At 71.5% G+C, this 17,296-nt stretch carries 17 protein-coding genes and 1 pseudogene; 17 read left to right on the top strand and 1 reads right to left on the bottom strand.

Annotated elements, in window-relative coordinates; all coding sequences use genetic code 11:
• The 6 genes and pseudogenes from ABD299_RS13535 to ABD299_RS13510 all read left to right on the top strand — a co-directional run.
• Positions 1 to 542 (top strand): annotated as a pseudogene (locus tag ABD299_RS13535) (hypothetical protein); the annotation flags it as partial.
• Between the two features lie 95 nt (positions 543 to 637).
• Positions 638 to 1,834, top strand: a complete 1,197-nt coding sequence (gene mqnC, locus ABD299_RS13530) for a cyclic dehypoxanthinyl futalosine synthase (RefSeq protein ID WP_344261919.1) — start codon at positions 638 to 640, stop codon at positions 1,832 to 1,834.
• Positions 1,835 to 1,844: 10 nt separating this feature from the next.
• Positions 1,845 to 2,393: an imidazolonepropionase-like domain-containing protein gene (locus ABD299_RS13525; protein WP_344261917.1), complete on the top strand. Its 549-nt coding sequence runs from the start codon at positions 1,845 to 1,847 to the stop codon at positions 2,391 to 2,393.
• 140 nt (positions 2,394 to 2,533) lie between these two features.
• Entirely contained in the window at positions 2,534 to 3,136 is a 603-nt protein-coding gene (locus ABD299_RS13520; RefSeq protein WP_344261915.1) for a Uma2 family endonuclease, read from the top strand.
• Between the two features lie 81 nt (positions 3,137 to 3,217).
• Positions 3,218 to 3,922, top strand: coding sequence for a demethylmenaquinone methyltransferase (locus tag ABD299_RS13515; protein ID WP_344261913.1), 705 nt, complete (start codon positions 3,218 to 3,220; stop codon positions 3,920 to 3,922).
• 40 nt (positions 3,923 to 3,962) lie between these two features.
• Positions 3,963 to 5,264: a geranylgeranyl reductase family protein gene (locus ABD299_RS13510; protein ID WP_344261931.1), complete on the top strand. Its 1,302-nt coding sequence runs from the start codon at positions 3,963 to 3,965 to the stop codon at positions 5,262 to 5,264.
• Positions 5,265 to 5,286: 22 nt separating this feature from the next.
• Here ABD299_RS13510 and ABD299_RS13505 read toward each other — a convergent pair whose 3' ends face one another.
• Entirely contained in the window at positions 5,287 to 6,069 is a 783-nt protein-coding gene (locus tag ABD299_RS13505; RefSeq protein WP_344261911.1) for a sulfite exporter TauE/SafE family protein, read from the bottom strand.
• A gap of 332 nt (positions 6,070 to 6,401) precedes the next feature.
• Between ABD299_RS13505 and ABD299_RS13500 the strand changes: the two genes are divergently transcribed.
• From ABD299_RS13500 to nuoK, 11 genes are read left to right on the top strand one after another with little or no spacing between them, the layout of a single operon-like run.
• On the top strand, positions 6,402 to 6,761 hold the full coding sequence (locus tag ABD299_RS13500) for an NADH-quinone oxidoreductase subunit A (protein WP_344261909.1): 360 nt from the start codon (positions 6,402 to 6,404) through the stop codon (positions 6,759 to 6,761).
• 51 nt (positions 6,762 to 6,812) lie between these two features.
• Entirely contained in the window at positions 6,813 to 7,367 is a 555-nt protein-coding gene (locus ABD299_RS13495) for a NuoB/complex I 20 kDa subunit family protein (protein WP_344261907.1), read from the top strand.
• 20 nt (positions 7,368 to 7,387) lie between these two features.
• The gene (locus ABD299_RS13490; protein ID WP_425581330.1) at positions 7,388 to 8,107 is read left to right on the top strand and encodes an NADH-quinone oxidoreductase subunit C; all 720 of its coding nucleotides are present in this window, start codon (positions 7,388 to 7,390) and stop codon (positions 8,105 to 8,107) included.
• Entirely contained in the window at positions 8,107 to 9,441 is a 1,335-nt protein-coding gene (locus ABD299_RS13485; protein ID WP_344261905.1) for an NADH-quinone oxidoreductase subunit D, read from the top strand. Before ABD299_RS13490 ends, ABD299_RS13485 begins: the two co-directional genes overlap by 1 nt.
• Positions 9,438 to 10,298 carry an NADH-quinone oxidoreductase subunit NuoE gene (gene nuoE, locus ABD299_RS13480; RefSeq protein WP_344261903.1) on the top strand — a complete coding sequence of 287 codons (861 nt, stop codon included), beginning with the start codon at positions 9,438 to 9,440 and terminating at the stop codon, positions 10,296 to 10,298. Before ABD299_RS13485 ends, nuoE begins: the two co-directional genes overlap by 4 nt.
• A complete protein-coding gene (nuoF, locus tag ABD299_RS13475) occupies positions 10,295 to 11,653 on the top strand; it encodes an NADH-quinone oxidoreductase subunit NuoF (protein WP_344261901.1) in 1,359 nt (452 codons plus the stop codon). Before nuoE ends, nuoF begins: the two co-directional genes overlap by 4 nt.
• Positions 11,650 to 14,172 (top strand): NADH-quinone oxidoreductase subunit G, encoded by a 2,523-nt coding sequence (locus tag ABD299_RS13470; protein ID WP_344261899.1) that lies wholly within the window; start codon positions 11,650 to 11,652, stop codon positions 14,170 to 14,172. Before nuoF ends, ABD299_RS13470 begins: the two co-directional genes overlap by 4 nt.
• Entirely contained in the window at positions 14,172 to 15,497 is a 1,326-nt protein-coding gene (gene nuoH / locus ABD299_RS13465) for an NADH-quinone oxidoreductase subunit NuoH (RefSeq protein ID WP_344261897.1), read from the top strand. The genes ABD299_RS13470 and nuoH overlap by 1 nt, the downstream gene beginning before the upstream one ends.
• On the top strand, positions 15,490 to 16,110 hold the full coding sequence (gene nuoI, locus ABD299_RS13460) for an NADH-quinone oxidoreductase subunit NuoI (protein WP_344261895.1): 621 nt from the start codon (positions 15,490 to 15,492) through the stop codon (positions 16,108 to 16,110). Before nuoH ends, nuoI begins: the two co-directional genes overlap by 8 nt.
• A complete protein-coding gene (locus tag ABD299_RS13455) occupies positions 16,107 to 16,994 on the top strand; it encodes an NADH-quinone oxidoreductase subunit J (protein WP_344261893.1) in 888 nt (295 codons plus the stop codon). Before nuoI ends, ABD299_RS13455 begins: the two co-directional genes overlap by 4 nt.
• Complete coding sequence (gene nuoK, locus ABD299_RS13450) at positions 16,991 to 17,290, top strand: NADH-quinone oxidoreductase subunit NuoK (RefSeq protein ID WP_344261891.1); 300 nt, start codon at positions 16,991 to 16,993, stop codon at positions 17,288 to 17,290. Before ABD299_RS13455 ends, nuoK begins: the two co-directional genes overlap by 4 nt.
• The last annotated feature ends 6 nt before the right edge of the window (positions 17,291 to 17,296 follow it).

Genomic DNA, 17,296 nt, shown 5'->3' with positions numbered 1-17,296 from the left:
CCGTCGCGCCCGCCGCGCCCCGCGCCCGCCGGGCGCGCCGCGTCGCGGGCGCCGCCGGGGTGCTGGCCGCCCTTGCCGTCGCCGGACATCTGGCCGGGCTGTCCGGCGCCCTGCTCCCGGACGCCGCGCCCCCGGGAGACACACCGGGGGCGCCCACCGCCCCGCCGGACACTCCGCCGCCGGTCACCCTGCCCGCCGAGTACGCCGGGCAGTGGACGGGCGACATCGACATCGGCCTGGGCATTCCGGCCGGACCTCTGACCGTGACCCTGGAGCCGGGCGAGGCGGGGGAGGTGGTCGGCACCTCCGTCAGCTCGGATCTCCTGGGCCTGTCCACCTGCCTGACGCCGCTCACGCTGCGCTCGGTCGGCGAGCAGCAGCTGGTGTTCGACGCCGAGGTCGACCCCGCCCGCTCCACCGCCGCCGCCTGCGTGAGCGGACCGTTCCGGATCATGCTCGACCCGCAGCCGGACGGCACCCTGCGCTACTCCAACACCCATCCGGACGGCGGCAGTACGGCGGTCCTGGCACCGCGGCCGTGAGCCGCGGCGGCGCCGGCCGAGGCTGCCCCGGGGGGCGCGCGGAGCCCTGACGTAGGCTGGAGCGGTCCTCGTCAGCCCCCGTCGGAGGGATGCCCATGGCCCGCAGCGCCGAGCTCCAGACCGTGCTCGACCGTGCCGCCGACGGCGGGCGGATCAGCCCCGAAGAGGCCCTGGAGCTGTACCGCTCCGCGCCGCTGCACGCCCTGGGACAGGCCGCCGACGCCGCCCGCCGGCGCCGGTACGCGGACACCGGGCACATCGCCACGTACATCATCGAGCGCAACATCAACTACACCAACGCCTGTGTGACGGCGTGCAAGTTCTGCGCGTTCTACGCCGCCCCCCGCAGTGAGGACGTGTGGACCCGCGGCCTCGACGACATCCTGCGGCGCTGCGAGGAGACCGTGGCGCTGGGCGGCACCCAGATCATGTTCCAGGGGGGCCACCACCCGGACTACGGCGTGGAGTACTACGAGGAGCACTTCGCGGCGATCAAGAAGGCCTTCCCGCAGCTGGTGATCCACTCCCTGGGCGCTTCCGAGGTGGAGCACATGGCGCGGATCTCGAAGGTGGGGGTGGAGGAGGCCATCCGCCGCATCCACGCCGCCGGGCTGGACTCCTTCGCCGGGGCCGGCGCCGAACTGCTGCCCGAGAGGCCGCGCAAGGCCATCGCCCCGCTCAAGGAGTCCGGCGAGCGCTGGCTGGAGATCATGGAGACCGCGCACCGGCTCGGCGTGGAGTCCACCTCCACGATGCTGATGGGCACCGGCGAGACCAATGCCGAGCGGATCGAGCACCTGCGGATGATCCGCGACGTGCAGGACCGCACCGGCGGGTTCCGGGCGTTCATCCCCTACACCTACCAGCCGGAGAACAACCACCTGAAGGGCCGCACCCAGGCCACCCTCTTCGAGTACCTGCGGATCATCGCCGTCGCCCGGCTCTTCCTGGACAACGTGGCGCACATCCAGGGCTCCTGGCTGACCACCGGCAAGGAGGTCGGCCAGCTGTCGCTGCACTACGGCGCCGACGACCTCGGCTCGGTGATGCTGGAGGAGAACGTCGTCTCCTCGGCAGGCGCCCGGCACCGGTCCAACCGCATGGAGCTGATCCGGCTCATCCGCGCGGCGGGCCGCGTCCCGGCGCAGCGCGCCACCACCTACGAGCACCTGGTCGTGCACGACGACCCGGCGAACGACCCGGTCGACGACCAGGTGGTCTCGCACCTGTCCTCCACCGCGATCGACGGTGGCACCGCGCATCCCGGGCTGAAGCTGGTGGACGCGAACTGACCGCCCGCCGGTGCTGACCCTGCACGTGCCGCGGGCCGTGCTGTCCGCCGCGGACGGCGAGCCGGCCGAGGGGCACGCCGTCCTGGTGGACGGCGACCGGATCGCCGCCCTGGGGCCCGCCGCGGAGCTGGCCGCCGCGCATCCGCGCGCCCGGGTGCGCCGGTGGCCGGGGCTGCTGATGCCGGGGCGTCACGAGCCGGACGCGGCGGCGCTGCTGGAGGCCGCCTACCACCCCGACCCGCGCGAGGCGGACGAGCTGGGGAGCGAACCGCTCACCGGTGCCGCCCTGGCGGCGCTGCCGATGGACGACACCCGGCGGGCCGGCAGCGCCCGGCGCGGCGTGCAGCGGCTGCTGCGCGAGGGCGTCACCTCGGTGTCGGGCCCGTTCACCCACCCGGCGGTCCGCATCGCCGTGGAGCGTTCCGGCCTGGTGGTCCGTCCATCCGGCCGGGTCCCGGCGCCGGCGGCCGGCGGCCGGGCCGACTTCGCCGTCCTCGACGACTTCGGCGCCTGCCTGGCCACCGTCCTGGCCGGCCGCCTCGTCCACCGCCGCCGCTGACCCCCGGCACCGCCGCACCGGCCCCGGGCCCCACCGGCCGTCAACGGCGCGCCGCCCCCTCCTTCGTTCCGGTGGCGGTACCGTCGTTGCGGGGGAATCGCGCCGCCTCCCCGACCATCCTGTGCCGCATGGGAGTACTCATGACCGCCGGACGACCGGCCCGGGCCACCCCGGACACCTGGATGTTCCCGCCCGCGGACGGGTGGACGTACGACCAGGTGAAGGATCTGGAGCTGCCCTTCGACTGGGAACTGGTGGACGGAGTGATCGTGGTCCGCGGCATGACCAGGATGTGGCACGACCGCGTGCGCAATCAGCTGTACCACCGGCTGGAGAGCGCCCGGCGCCCTCCGTACGCGGTGGACGTGGAGCGGTGCGTCATGGTGGAGGACGACACGGTGCTCAAGCCCGATGTGGTGGTCTACGACAGGACGGGCCTCGATGTCTTCACTCTGGAGTGCACGCCGGTCTCCCATCTCGCACTGGCCGTCGAAGTGGTCTCCCCCGGCTCGCGCAACGAGGACCGCTTCCTGAAGCCGGGTATCTGCGCCACTGCCGAAGTGCCCTACTACTGGCGGGTGGAGCGGGGCGAGGACGATACCCCGGTGGTGCACGAACTGTGGCTGCACCGCGACCGGGGGGAGTACATCCCGGCCCCCGCCCATCCGGAGCACCAGGACAAGCTCGTCACCGATGTGCCGTTCCCGGTGGAGATCGACCTGCGGAGCCTGGTGGAGCTCTGAGCCCAGGGGCCCGGCGGGGCGGCGGGCCCGGTCCGGGGGCCCCGGCCCCGGGTGGCGGGAGCGTGCCGGGACAATGGGGGCGTGACACGAGCCTCGCTGGACAAGCAGCCCCAGGAAGTCGCCGCGATGTTCGACGCCGTGGCGGCCCGGTACGACCTCACCAACGACGTGCTGTCCCTGGGCCGGACGCGGCTGTGGCGCAAGGAAGTTGCCCGGGCGGTCGGCGCGCGGCCGGGGGAGCGGGTGCTGGACCTGGCCGCCGGGACCGGGACCTCCTCCCTGCCGTTCGCCGCGGCCGGGGCGTTCACCGTGCCGTGCGACTTCAGCCTGGGCATGCTGGCGGAGGGCCGCCGGCGCGAGCCGTGGCTGCCGTTCACCGCCGGAGACGCGACCCGGCTGCCGTTCCGCGACGGCGTCTTCGACGCGGTGACGATCTCCTTCGGGCTGCGTAATGTGCAGGACACCGGGGCGGCGCTGCGGGAGATGCTCCGGGTCACCCGGCCCGGAGGCAGGCTGGTGATCTGTGAGTTCAGCCACCCCGTCCTGGCGCCGCTGCGCACGGTCTACAGCGAATACCTGATGCGGGCGCTGCCGGCGGTGGCCACCCGGGTGTCCAGCAGCCCGGACGCCTACGTCTACCTGGCCGAGTCGATCCGCGCCTGGCCGGACCAGCGAGGGCTGGCCGAGGTGGTGCGGCGGGCCGGCTGGTCGAAGGTGGCCTGGCGCGACCTGACCGGCGGGATCGTCGCCCTGCACCGGGGTGTCCGGCCGGACGGCAAGCCCTGAGGCGGTGCCTCATAGACTCGTGACGAACCGCCTGGGACCGATGGGAGACCCGACCGTGGCCGAGACCGCCGCCTCCGAACACCACGCCGATGTGATTGTCGTGGGAGCCGGGCCCGCCGGTTCGACGACCGCGTACCACCTGGCCCAGGCCGGACTGGACGTGCTGCTGCTGGAGAAGACCGCGTTCCCCCGGGAGAAGGTCTGCGGCGACGGCCTCACCCCGCGCGCCACCAAGCAGCTGGTCGCGATGGGCATCGACATCTCCGAGGAGGCCGGCTGGCTGCGCAACAAGGGCCTGCGCATCGTCGGCGGCGGCCACCGTCTCCAGCTGGACTGGCCCGAGCTGGCCAGCTACCCCGACTACGGCCTGGTCCGCCGGCGTGACGACTTCGACGAGCAGCTCGCGCGGCAGGCGGAGAAGGCCGGTGCCCGTCTGTTCGAGCGGTGCAATGTCGGCGCCCCCGTGCTCGACGAGCGGACCGGCGTGATCACCGGCGTCACGGCGAAGCTGGGGGAGGAGAAGAAGCCGGTCACCTTCCACGCCCCGGTGGTGGTGGCCGCGGACGGCAACTCCTCCCGGCTGTCCCTGGCGATGGGCCTGCACCGCGACGACAAGCGCCCCATGGGCGTCGCCGTGCGGACGTACTTCACCAGCCCGCGCCACGAGGACGACTACCTGGAGTCCTGGCTCGAACTGTGGGACCGGCGCGGCCCCGAGGACCGGCTGCTGCCCGGCTACGGGTGGATCTTCGGGATGGGCGACGGCACGTCCAACGTGGGCCTGGGCATTCTCAACAGCTCCAGCGCCTTCAAGGAGCTGGACTGGCGGGAGGTGCTGAAGGCCTGGTGCGCCTCGATGCCCGAGGAGTGGGGCTACACCCCCGAGAACATGACGGGCCCGATCCGCGGCGCCGCCCTGCCGATGGCGTTCAACCGTCAGCCCCACTACACCCGCGGGCTGCTGCTGGTGGGCGACTCCGGCGGGCTCGTCAACCCGTTCAACGGCGAGGGCATCGCCTACGCCATGGAGTCCGGGCAGATCGCCGCCGAGGTCATCACCCAGGCGCACGCCCGGCGCACCCCCGCGCAGCGGGAGATGGCCTTGCGCACCTACCCGAAGGTCCTCAAGGAGACCTACGGCGGCTACTACACGCTGGGCCGGGCGTTCGTGAAGCTGATCGGCAACCCGAAGGTCATGAAGCTGGCCACCGAGCGCGGCCTGACCCACCCGGTGCTGATGCGTTTCACGCTCAAGCTGCTGGCCAACCTGACCGATCCGGCGGGCGGCGACGCCATGGACCGCGTCATCAACGGCCTCACGAAGGTCGCTCCCCGGGCCTGACCGCCCGGGGCGGGGGCGCCCGTCAGCCGGCCCACCACTGGTCGTAGGCGAGCCGGGAGACCAGTGCGGTGACGACGACCAGCAGCACCACGCGGACGAAGCCGCTGCCCCGGCGCAGCGCCATGCGGGCGCCCAGCCAGCCGCCGGTCATGTTGAACGCGGCCATCAGCGGTGCCAGCGCCCACAGCACGGTGCCGTTCGCCGTGAACACGGCCAGCGCGCCCACGTTCGTGCCCACGTTCACCACCTTCGCGGTGACCGACGCGTTCAGCATGTTCATGTGCAGCAGGGCGACGAAGGCGATGACCAGGAAGGTGCCGGTGCCCGGCCCCAGCAGGCCGTCGTAGAAGCCGATGCCCGCGCCGGCGACCAGCAGGGCGGCGGCGGTCCTCCGGCGGGAGGGCACCCGCTCGGTGTGGTGGACGCCGAACTGCGGGCGGAGCACCACGAAGGCGGCGACCGCCAGCAGCAGCACCATGATCAGCGGCTGGAGCACCTCCTTGTCGACCGCGGTGGCGAACAGCGCACCGCCGGCCGCGGCCAGGGTGGCCAGACCGCCCAGGCGCAGCGCGAGCCGCACGTCCACCGGTGCCTTGTGGGCGTAGGTCACCGCGGCCACCGCGGTGCCGGCCACCGCCACCGCCTTGTTGGTGCCCAGCGCGTAGGTCGGCGGCAGGTGGGGGAAGCCGAGCAGCAGGGCGGGGACCTGGAGCAGCCCGCCGCCGCCGACGACCGCGTCGACCCAGCCGGCCATCGCGGCGGCGAGACACAGCATGAGGGCGGCGGTCAGGGTCAGGTCGGCCACGGGCGTCAGCGTAAGGGCTGTCCCGGGGCCCGGGCGCCCGCTTTTTCCGTCACGTGATCACAGCTGCACACGTTTTCGGAAGGGGCCCGCGGGACCGGACGGCACACCCTGAGAAGGCTCCGGTGAAGGCGTTGCCGATCGGTCCTCCCGGTGTGATGGGAGCGTTATCACCGCAGGTCACAGTGGGGTGTGGCAGATCACAGAAATTCAAGGGGGGCCCCGTGTCGGGGTTCACACGGGGGAGGCATAGGATACGGCCAGCCTTGTGAACTGACTCACATAGCGATGATCTTCAGTTAGCAGTCGCCGTCGACTGGAAGGAGCGAGGTCCGGTGAACGCGTACGTTCCCATCCTCGTGCTGGGTGCCCTCGGGGCTGCCTTTGCCGTCTTCTCCGTGATCATGGCCTCGGTCATCGGCCCCAAGCGGTACAACCGGGCCAAGCTCTCGGCCTACGAGTGCGGCATCGAGCCCACCCCGCAGCCTGCCGGTGGCGGTCGCTTCCCCGTGAAGTACTACCTCACGGCGATGCTCTTCATCATCTTCGACATCGAGATCGTCTTCCTCTATCCGTGGGCGGTCCACTTCGACTCGCTCGGGATGTTCGGACTCGTGCAGATGCTGATCTTCGTCGGGCTCATCGGTGTCGCCTACGCCTACGACTGGCGCCGGGGAGGGCTCGAGTGGGACTGAGCCGGCGCACGTCATGACACCTGAGTACCGACTCCGAGAAGGGCACGTCTGATGGGTCTCGAAGAGAAACTCCCCAGCGGTTTCCTGCTCACCACCGTCGAGCAGGCGGCCGGCTGGGTCCGCAAGTCCTCCGTCTTTCCCGCGACCTTCGGTCTGGCCTGCTGCGCCATCGAGATGATGACCACCGGTGCCGGCCGCTACGACCTGGCCCGGTTCGGCATGGAGGTCTTCCGCGGCTCACCGCGGCAGGCCGACCTGATGATCGTGGCCGGCCGGGTCAGCCAGAAGATGGCCCCGGTGCTGCGCCAGGTCTACGACCAGATGCCCAACCCGAAGTGGGTCATCTCCATGGGCGTGTGCGCCTCCTCCGGCGGGATGTTCAACAACTACGCGATCGTCCAGGGCGTCGACCACGTGGTGCCGGTGGACATCTACCTCCCCGGCTGCCCGCCGCGCCCGGAGATGCTGCTGGACGCGATCCTCAAGCTCCACCAGAAGATCCAGGAGGAGAAGCTCGGCGTGAACCGCGAGCAGGCGGCGCGCGAGGCGGAGGAAGCGGCCCTCAAGGCGCTGCCGACGATCGAGATGAAGGGGTTGCTCCGGTGAGCGATGCTGGCGAGGACGACGTGAAGCGCGAGCAGGTGCACGAGGACACCAGCGACGTCGCGCGCGGCGGGCAGCAGCCCGGCGAGGTGATCGCCGAGCGGCGCGGCATGTTCGGTGCCGACACCGGCGGGGACACCTCCGGCTACGGCGGTCTGCGCCGCACGCTGCGGATGCCGGGCGCCACCTCCCGGCCCTACGGCGGGTACTTCGACGAGGTCGCCGACGAGCTCGAAGGGGCCCTGGAGGAACAGGGCATCGACCCGGCGGCCGCGATCGAGCGGACGGTGGTGGACCGCGGCGAGCTGACCTTCCACATCGCCCGCGAGCACCTCCTGCCGGTCGCGCGCACCCTGCGCGACGACCCCGCGCTCCGCTTCGAGCTGTGCACCGGCGTGAGCGGCGTGCACAACCCCGAGGACGCCGGGCGCGAGCTGCACGCCGTTTACCACCTGCGGTCCCTGACCCACGGGCGGATCCTCCGCCTGGAGGTCGGCGTCCCCGACAGCGACCCGCACCTGCCGTCCGTCGTCGAGGTCTACCCGACCAACGACTGGCACGAGCGCGAGGTCTACGACTTCTTCGGCATGATCTTCGACGGCCACCCGGCGCTCACGAGGATCATGATGCCCGACGACTGGCAGGGCTTCCCGCAGCGCAAGGACTACCCGCTCGGCGGTATCCCCGTCGAGTACAAGGGCGCCCAGATCCCGGCTCCCGACCAGCGGAGGTCGTACAGCTGATGTCCACGTCACACCCCACCGCCACCGCCGGCGCCCGCGAGACCACCGAGGGGACGGTCTACACCGTCACCGGCGGCGACTGGGACGAGGTCGCCGAGGCCGCCAAGCGGGCCGACGACGAGAAGATCATCGTCAACATGGGTCCGCAGCACCCCTCCACGCACGGCGTGCTGCGTCTCATCCTGGAGATCGACGGCGAGACGGTCACCGAGGCCCGTTGCGGCATCGGCTACCTGCACACCGGCATCGAGAAGAACCTCGAATACCGGACCTGGACGCAGGGCACCACCTTCGTCACCCGGATGGACTACCTCACGCCGTTCTACAACGAGACGGCGTACTGCCTGGGCGTCGAGAAGCTGCTCGGCATCGAGGACGATGTGCCGGACCGGGCCAGCATCATCCGTGTCCTGCTGATGGAACTGAACCGGCTCTCCTCGCACTTCGTGGCCATCGCCACCGGCGGCATGGAGCTGGGCGCCACCACCGTGATGATCTACGGCTTCCGGGACCGCGAGCACTGCCTGGACATCTTCGAGCTGATCACCGGCCTGCGGATGAACCACGCCTTCGTCCGGCCCGGCGGTCTGGCCCAGGACCTGCCGCCCGGCGCCGTCGACCAGATGCGCGACTTCATCAAGAAGATGCGCAAGAACCTCGTCGAGTACGACAAGCTCTGCACCGGCAACCCGGTCTTCAAGGCCCGGCTGAAGGACATCGGTCACCTCGACCTGGCCGGCTGCCTCGCGCTCGGTGCCACCGGGCCGATCCTGCGCTCGGCCGGCCTGCCGCACGACCTGCGCAAGACCGACCCGTACTGCGGCTACGAGACCTACGACTTCGAGGTCCCCACCACCGACACCTGCGACTCCTACGGCCGCTTCCTGCTGCGCCTGGAGGAGATGCGTCAGTCGCTGCGCATCATGGAGCAGTGCCTGGACCGGCTGGAGCCGGGGCCGGTCATGGTCGGCGACAAGAAGATCGCCTGGCCCGCCCAGCTGGCCCTGGGCCCCGACGGCCTGGGCAACTCGCTGGACCACATCAAGAAGATCATGGGCACCTCCATGGAAGCCCTGATCCACCACTTCAAGCTGGTGACCGAGGGCTTCCGGGTCCCGCCCGGCCAGGTCTACACGGCCGTCGAGTCCCCCAAGGGCGAACTGGGCGTCCACATGGTCAGCGACGGCGGCACCCGCCCCTACCGGGTCCACTTCCGCGACCCCTCCTTCACCAACCTGCAGGCCATGGCGGCGATGTGCGAAGGCGGCCAGGTCGCCGACGTGATCGTCGCGGTGGCGTCCATCGACCCCGTGATGGGAGGCGTCGACCGATGACGGACATCCAACTGGGGATGCCCCAGCTCCCCGGCCCCGAGTACCCGGCCGAGGTGCGCACCCGGCTGGAGGCGGACGCCCGGGAGGTGATCTCCCGCTACCCCGACAGCCGCTCCGCGCTGCTGCCGCTGCTGCACCTGGTGCAGTCCGAGGAGGGGTACGTCACCCGCACCGGCCTGCAGTTCTGCGCCGACATGCTGGAGCTGACCACCGCCGAGGTCACCGCGGTCGCCACCTTCTACTCGATGTACCGCCGCAAGCCCTCGGGCGACTACCAGGTCGGGGTGTGCACCAACACCCTGTGCGCGGTGCTCGGCGGTGACGAGATCTTCGACGCCCTGCAGAAGCACCTGGGAGTCGGCAACAGCGAGACCACCGAGGACGGCAAGGTCACGCTGGAGCACATCGAGTGCAACGCGGCCTGCGACTTCGCACCCGTGGTGATGGTCAACTGGGAGTTCTTCGACAACCAGACCATCGAGTCGGCCAAGAAGCTGGTCGACGACCTGCGGGCCGGCCGCGAGGTGGCCCCCACCCGCGGCGCCCCGCTGTGCGACTTCAAGAAGACGGCCCGCATCCTGGCCGGCTTCCCCGACGAGCGGCCCGGCGCGATCGAGGCGAGCGGCTCGGCCGGTGACGCCTCGCTGGCCGGCCTTCGGCTGGCCAAGGGCGTGACCGAGGGCGGGACGGTTCCGCCGCGCACCGAGCCCCCGCTGGACGCCGCCCAGGCGCCGGAGGACGAGCAGGCGCCCCCCACGCACCCCAGCTCCCACGACGCCCCGCAGAAGAGCGCCGCGTCCGACCCCGAGCACCCGGCAGGACCGGTGTCCCGGGAATCCGAGGAGGGTGAGCGATGACCGGCAAGGACCTCCAGGGAGCCGGACCGCAGAAGCTGCTGTCCCCCGTCCTGTCCGCCTTCTGGGACGAGCCCGAGTCCTGGACCCTGGACACCTACCGCCGGCACGGCGGCTACCAGGGCCTGCGCAAGGCCCTGGACATGGCACCGGACGACGTCATCGCCTACGTCAAGGACGCCGGCCTGCGCGGCCGCGGCGGCGCGGGTTTCCCCACCGGCATGAAGTGGCAGTTCATCCCGCAGGGCGACGACAAGCCGCACTACCTCGTCGTCAACGCCGACGAGTCCGAGCCGGGCACCTGCAAGGACATCCCGCTCCTCTTCTCCAACCCGCACTCGCTGCTGGAGGGCATCGCGATCGCCTGCCACGCGATCCGCTCCGAGCACGCCTTCATCTACCTGCGCGGCGAGGTCGTCCCCGTGCTGCGCCGGCTGCACCACGCGGTGCGGGAGGCCACCGAGGCCGGCTACTTCGGCAAGGACGCCCTCGGCCCCGGCCGTGACCTCCAGATCACCGTGCACGCCGGCGCCGGCGCCTACATCTGCGGCGAGGAGACCGCCCTGCTGGACTCCCTGGAGGGCCGCCGCGGCCAGCCCCGGCTGCGCCCCCCGTTCCCCGCGGTCGCCGGCCTCTACGCCTGCCCCACCGTGGTGAACAACGTCGAGTCCATCGCCTCGGTTCCCGCGATCATGGACCGCGGCAAGGAGTGGTTCCGCTCCCTGGGCAACGAGAAGTCCCCGGGCTTCACGCTCTACTCGCTGTCCGGGCACGTCGCCCGGCCCGGCCAGTACGAGGGCCCGCTCGGCATCACGCTGCGCGAACTGCTCGACATGAGCGGCGGCATGCGGCCCGGCCACCGGCTGAAGTTCTGGACCCCGGGCGGCTCCTCCACCCCGCTGCTGACCGACGAGCACCTGGACGTGCCGCTGGACTACGAAGCGGTCGGCGCGGCCGGCTCCATGCTCGGCACCAAGGCGCTCCAGTGCTTCGACGAGACCACCTGTGTGGTGCGCGCCGTCACCCGCTGGACCGAGTTCTACGCCCACGAGTCCTGCGGCAAGTGCACCCCCTGCCGCGAGGGCACCTACTGGCTGGTCCAGCTCATGCGCGACATCGAGGCGGGCAAGGCGGAACTCGCCGACCTCGACAAGATCCACGACATCGCCGACAACATCAACGGCAAGTCGTTCTGCGCGCTCGGCGACGGCGCCGCCGCGCCGATCTTCTCCTCGCTCACGTACTTCCGCGAGGAGTACGAGCAGCACATCACCGGCCGCGGCTGCCCCTTCGACCACTCCAGGTCGACGGTCTGGGCCGGACAGGACAGCTCCGCTCACCTGGAGGTGAACGCATGACCGTCACCACCGACGCACGATCCTCCGGTGGGGGCGAGGCGGCCCGGCCGCCGGAGGACCTGGTCACGCTGACCATCGACGGCATCGAGGTCTCCGTGCCCAAGGGCACGCTGGTCATCCGCGCCGCCGAGGAAGTCGGCATCGAGATCCCCCGGTTCTGCGACCACCCGCTGCTCGACCCCGTGGGCGCCTGCCGCCAGTGCATCGTGGAGGTGGAGGGCCAGCGCAAGCCGATGGCCTCGTGCACCATCACCTGCACCGACGGCATGGTCGTGCGCACCCAGCTCACCTCGCCGGTGGCCGAGAAGGCCCAGCGCGGGGTGATGGAGCTGCTGCTCATCAACCACCCGCTGGACTGCCCGGTCTGCGACAAGGGCGGCGAGTGCCCGCTGCAGAACCAGGCCATGTCCACCGGCGACCCGGACACCCGCTTCGAGGGACGCAAGCGCACCTTCGACAAGCCGGTGCCGATCTCCACCCAGGTGCTGCTGGACCGCGAGCGCTGCGTGCTGTGCGCCCGCTGCACCCGCTTCTCCAACCAGATCGCCGGCGACCCGATGATCGAGCTGCTGGAACGCGGCGCGCTCCAGCAGGTCGGCACCGGCGAGGGCGACCCGTTCGAGTCGTACTTCTCCGGCAACACCATCCAGATCTGCCCGGTCGGCGCCCTCACCTCGGCCGCCTACCGGTTCCGCTCCCGCCCCTTCGACCTGGTGTCCTCGCCCGGTGTCTGCGAGCACTGCTCCAGCGGCTGCTCGATCCGCACCGACCACCGCCGCGGAAAGACCATGCGGCGGCTGGCCATGGAGGACCCGCAGGTCAACGAGGAGTGGATCTGCGACAAGGGCCGTTTCGGCTTCCGCTACGCCCAGCGCCCCGAGCGGCTGACCACCCCGCTGGTCCGCAACCGGGAGACCGGTGAGCTGGAGCCGGCGAGCTGGCCCGAGGCGCTGCTGGCGGCGGCCGAAGGGCTCGCCGCGGCCCGTCGCACCGGCGGCGCGGCGGTGCTCACCGGCGGACGGCTGACCGTCGAGGACTCCTACGCCTACGCCAAGTTCGCCCGGGCCGCGCTGCGCACCAACGACATCGACTTCCGGGCCCGCGTGCACAGCGCGGAGGAAGCCGCCTTCCTGGCCGCCAAGGTGGCCGGACACGGCAAGGACCTGGACGGTGCCGGGGTGACCTACCGGGACCTGGAGGCCGCCCCCGCCGTGCTGCTGGCGGGCCTGGAGTCCGAGGAGGAGGCGCCCAGCGTCTTCCTGCGGCTGCGCAAGGCCCACCGCAAGCACGGCCAGCGGGTCTTCTCCCTGGCCACCCACACCACCCGCGGTCTGGCCAAGACCGGCGGCACGCTCCTGGCGGCCGCTCCCGGCACCGAGCCGCAGTGGCTGGACGCGCTGGCCGACAACGGCGACGGGCTGGACGACGCCGGACGGCAGGCCGCCGAGGCACTGCGCACCGAGGGCGCCGTCCTGGTCGTCGGCGAGCGGCTGGCCGCCGTGCCCGGCGCGCTCACCGCGGCGGTGGCCGCCGCCACCGCGACCGGCGCCCGCCTGGTGTGGATCCCCCGCCGGGCCGGCGAGCGCGGCGCGATCGAGGCGGGCGCGCTGCCGGGGTTGCTGCCCGGCGGACGCCCCACCACCAGCCTGCGGGCCCGTCAGGAGATGGCCACCGCCTGGGGCCTGCGGGAACTGCCCGGCGAGCCGGGCCGCGACACCGGGCAGATCATCGAGGCCGCCGCGGCCGGCGAGGTGCGGGCCATGGTCGTCGGCGGCGTCGAGGTCCGTGACCTGCCCGACCCGCACCGGGCCCGGCAGGCGCTGGACGCGGTCGCGGAGAACGGCTTCCTGGTGAGCCTGGAGCAGCGGCCCTCGGAGGTCACCGACCGGGCCCATGTGGTGCTCCCGGTCGCCGCCGTCGCCGAGAAGGCCGGCACCTTCCTCAACTGGGAAGGGCGCGCCCGCTCGTTCGAGGCCGCGATCAAGCCCGACCAGATGACCCGCCGGCACGTCCAGACCGACGCCCGGGCGCTGCACATGCTGGCCGACCACATGGACATCCACCTGGGCCTGCCCGACCTGCGCACCATCCGGCGGGAGCTGGACGGCCTGCCGGAGTGGCGGGGCGACCTGCCGCTGGGCCCCACCGGCACCGCGCCGGACCTGCCCCGGCCCGCGGCCGGCGAGGCCGTGCTGGCCGGGCACCGGATGCTCCTGGACCAGGGCCTGCTCCAGGAGGGCGACGAGGCGCTGGCCGGCACCCGGCACGCCGCCGTCGCCCGGGTGTCGGCGGCCACCGCCGCGGACAACGGCCTGGAGGACGGCCGGCCGGTCACCGTCGAGGGGCCGGCGGGCAGCACGACGCTGCCGCTGAGCATCACCGAGATGCCCGACGGCGTGGTCTGGCTGCCGCTGAACTCCACCGGCGCCGGGGTGCTCGACGACCTGGGCACCGTCCCCGGCCGGCTGGTGCGGATCGCCGCCGGTGCCACCGAGACCGCTGAGGAGGTGAACGCCTGATGCAGCCGCTCGCCGCCGACCTCGCGCAGGAAGACCTGTCGATGTTCGGCACCGACCCGCTCTGGCTGATCCTGCTCAAGGCGGTGTTCTGCTTCGCGTTCCTGATGCTCACCGTGCTGATCTCCATCGTGATGGAGCGCAAGGTGATCGCCTGGATGCAGCTGCGCATCGGCCCCAACCGGCACGGGCCCTGGGGCATGCTCCAGTCCCTGGCCGACGGCATCAAGCTGATGCTCAAGGAAGACGTGGTCGTCAAGGGCGCCGACAAGGCGGTCTACATCCTGGCCCCGGTGCTGGGCGCCATCCCGGCGTTCATGGCCATCGCGGTCATCCCCTTCGGGCCCGCCGACGACCCCGTCACCATCTTCGGCACCCAGACGGTGCTGCAGCTGACGGACCTGCCGGTCGCCCTGCTGTACGTGCTGGCCACCGCCTCCATCGCCGCCTACGGCACGGTGCTGGCGGGCTGGTCCTCCGGCTCCACCTACCCGCTGCTGGGCGGGGTGCGCGCCACCGCGCAGATCATCTCCTACGAAGTCGCGATGGGTCTGTCCTTCGCGGCCGTCTTCCTCTTCTCCGGATCGATGTCCACCTCGGCCATCGTCGGGGCGCAGGAGGACCGCTGGTTCGTGGTGATGCTGCCGGTGTCGTTCCTCATCTACATGGTCGCCATGGTCGGCGAGGCGCACCGCGCCCCGTTCGACATGCCGGAGTCCGAGGGTGACCTGGTCGGTGGTTTCAACACCGAGTACTCGTCGATCAAGTTCGCGATGTTCATGCTCGCCGAGTACATCCACATGGTCACCGTCTCGGCGCTGATGGTCACGCTGTTCCTGGGCGGATGGCGCGCCCCGGCCCCGCTGAGCACCTGGTGGGAGGGCGCCAACTCCGGCTGGTGGCCGATGCTGTGGTTCACCGTGAAGCTGCTGGCCGTCATGTTCTTCTTCGTGTGGCTGCGGGCCAGCCTGCCGCGGGTGCGCTACGACCAGTTCATGAAGCTGGGCTGGAAGGTTCTCATTCCGCTGGCGCTGGTGTGGCTGATGCTGGTCGCCACCGTCCGGGCGCTGCAGATCGAGGGCTACACCTTCGCGGACATCGTCTGGTGGGTGGGCGGCGCGGTCGTCGGCCTGCTGCTGGTGTCGCTGGTCTACGACTTCTTCAAGGAGCGGTCGGACCGGGCGAAGGAGGAGGCCGAGGCGGCGAAGCCGGAACCGGAGTTCGACCCGATGGCCGGCGGCTACCCCGTGCCGCCGCTGCCCGGACAGACCCTGCCGCCGGTGCCCCGCCGGCCTTCCCGTCAGGAGAAGGAGCCCGAGGATGCCTAAGTTCGAGAATCCTCTCGCCGGCTTCGGCGTGACCTTCAAGGCCATGTTCAAGAAGCGGCTGACCGAGCAGTACCCCGAGGAGAAGAAGCCGACCGCTCCCCGGTTCCACGGCCGTCACCAGCTCAACCGGCACCCCGACGGGCTGGAGAAGTGCGTCGGCTGCGAACTGTGCGCGTGGGCCTGCCCGGCGGACGCCATCTACGTGGAGGGCGCGGACAACACCGACGAGGAGCGCTACTCGCCCGGTGAGCGGTACGGCCGCGTCTACCAGATCAACTACCTGCGCTGCATCCTGTGCGGCCTGTGCGTGGAGGCGTGCCCGACCCGCGCGCTGACCATGACCAACGACTACGAACTGGCCGACCGGACCCGCGAGTCGCTCATCTACACCAAGGAGGAGCTGCTCGCCGGCCTGGAGGAGGGCATGGTCGACTCCCCGCACGCCATCCACCCCGGCATGACGGAGAAGGACTACTACAGCGGACTGGTCACCGAGGCCGCTCCCGGCACCGTCCAGCAGGAGGCCCGTTCCCGGGGCGACGTTCCTGCCGGGCGCGACGCCGGCGAGCGGGCCCAGGAGGCCGCCGACGACAGCTCGGAGGTGCGCCGATGAGCGCGCTGGCCACCCTCGCCGTGGAGACCTCGACGTCCACGGGCGAGGCCGCCCAGTTCTGGATCATGGCCCCGCTGGCCGTGGCCGGCGGCCTGGGCACGGTGCTGCTGAAGCGGGCCGTGCACTCGGCGCTGTGCCTGGCGGGCACCATGGTCATCCTGGCGCTGTTCTATCTCGCCAACGGCGCCTACTTCCTGGGCGTCGTCCAGATCGTCGTCTACACCGGCGCGGTCATGATGCTCTTCCTGTTCGTGCTGATGCTGGTCGGCGTCAGCTCGGCGGACTCCCTGACCGAGACGCTCAAGGGGCAGCGCTGGCTGGCCCTGGCGTGCGGTCTGGGCCTGGGCATCCTCCTGATCGCCGGCATCGGCCGGGCCTCGGTCGGCACGTTCACCGGCCTGGCCGAGGCGAACGCCGGCGGCAACGTCCAGGGGCTGGCCTCGCTGCTGTTCACCCGGTACGTGGTGGCCTTCGAGGTCACCGGCGTGCTGCTGACCGTCGCCGCGGTCGGGGCCACACTGCTGACCCACCGCGAGCGCATCGAGCGCACCGCGAGCCAGCGCGAGCAGGCCGAGGCGCGCGTGCGCGCCGGCACCCAGCTCCCGCCGCTGCCCGCCCCCGGCGTGTACGCCCGGCACAACGCGGTGGACATCCCCGGCCTGCTGCCCGACGGCACCCCCTCCGACCTGACCGTCAGCGCCACCCTGCGCGAGCGCGGCCAGGTCCGCGAGGTGCACCGGCAGGCGCTGGCCGACCTGGCAGCCCTGGAGCACCGCACCGCCGAGCACCAGGGCCGGGGCGGCGACGACCGCGGCAGTGACAGTGGCGGTGACAGCGGCAGCGGTGACGGAACCGCGGCCGGAGCCGAGGAGGCCCGTCAGTGAGTCCCGAGAACTATCTTCACCTGGCCGCCCTGCTGTTCACCATCGGTGCGTGCGGGGTGCTGCTGAGGCGAAACGCGATCGTGGTGTTCATGTGCGTCGAGCTGATGCTGAACGCCTCCAACCTCGCGCTGGTCGCCTTCTCCCGGATGCACGGCAATCTCGACGGCCAGATCATGGCGTTCTTCGTCATGGTGGTCGCGGCCGCGGAGGTCGTGGTGGGCCTGGCGATCATCGTGATGCTCTACCGCTCCCGCCATTCGGCCTCGGTCGACGACGCCAGTCTGATGAAGCTGTAAAGGCCC

The sequence above is a fragment of the Streptomyces sodiiphilus genome, assembly GCF_039529215.1.
Lineage (GTDB): Bacteria > Actinomycetota > Actinomycetes > Streptomycetales > Streptomycetaceae > Streptomyces > Streptomyces sodiiphilus.
This window is presented reverse-complemented; position numbering and strand designations above follow the sequence as displayed.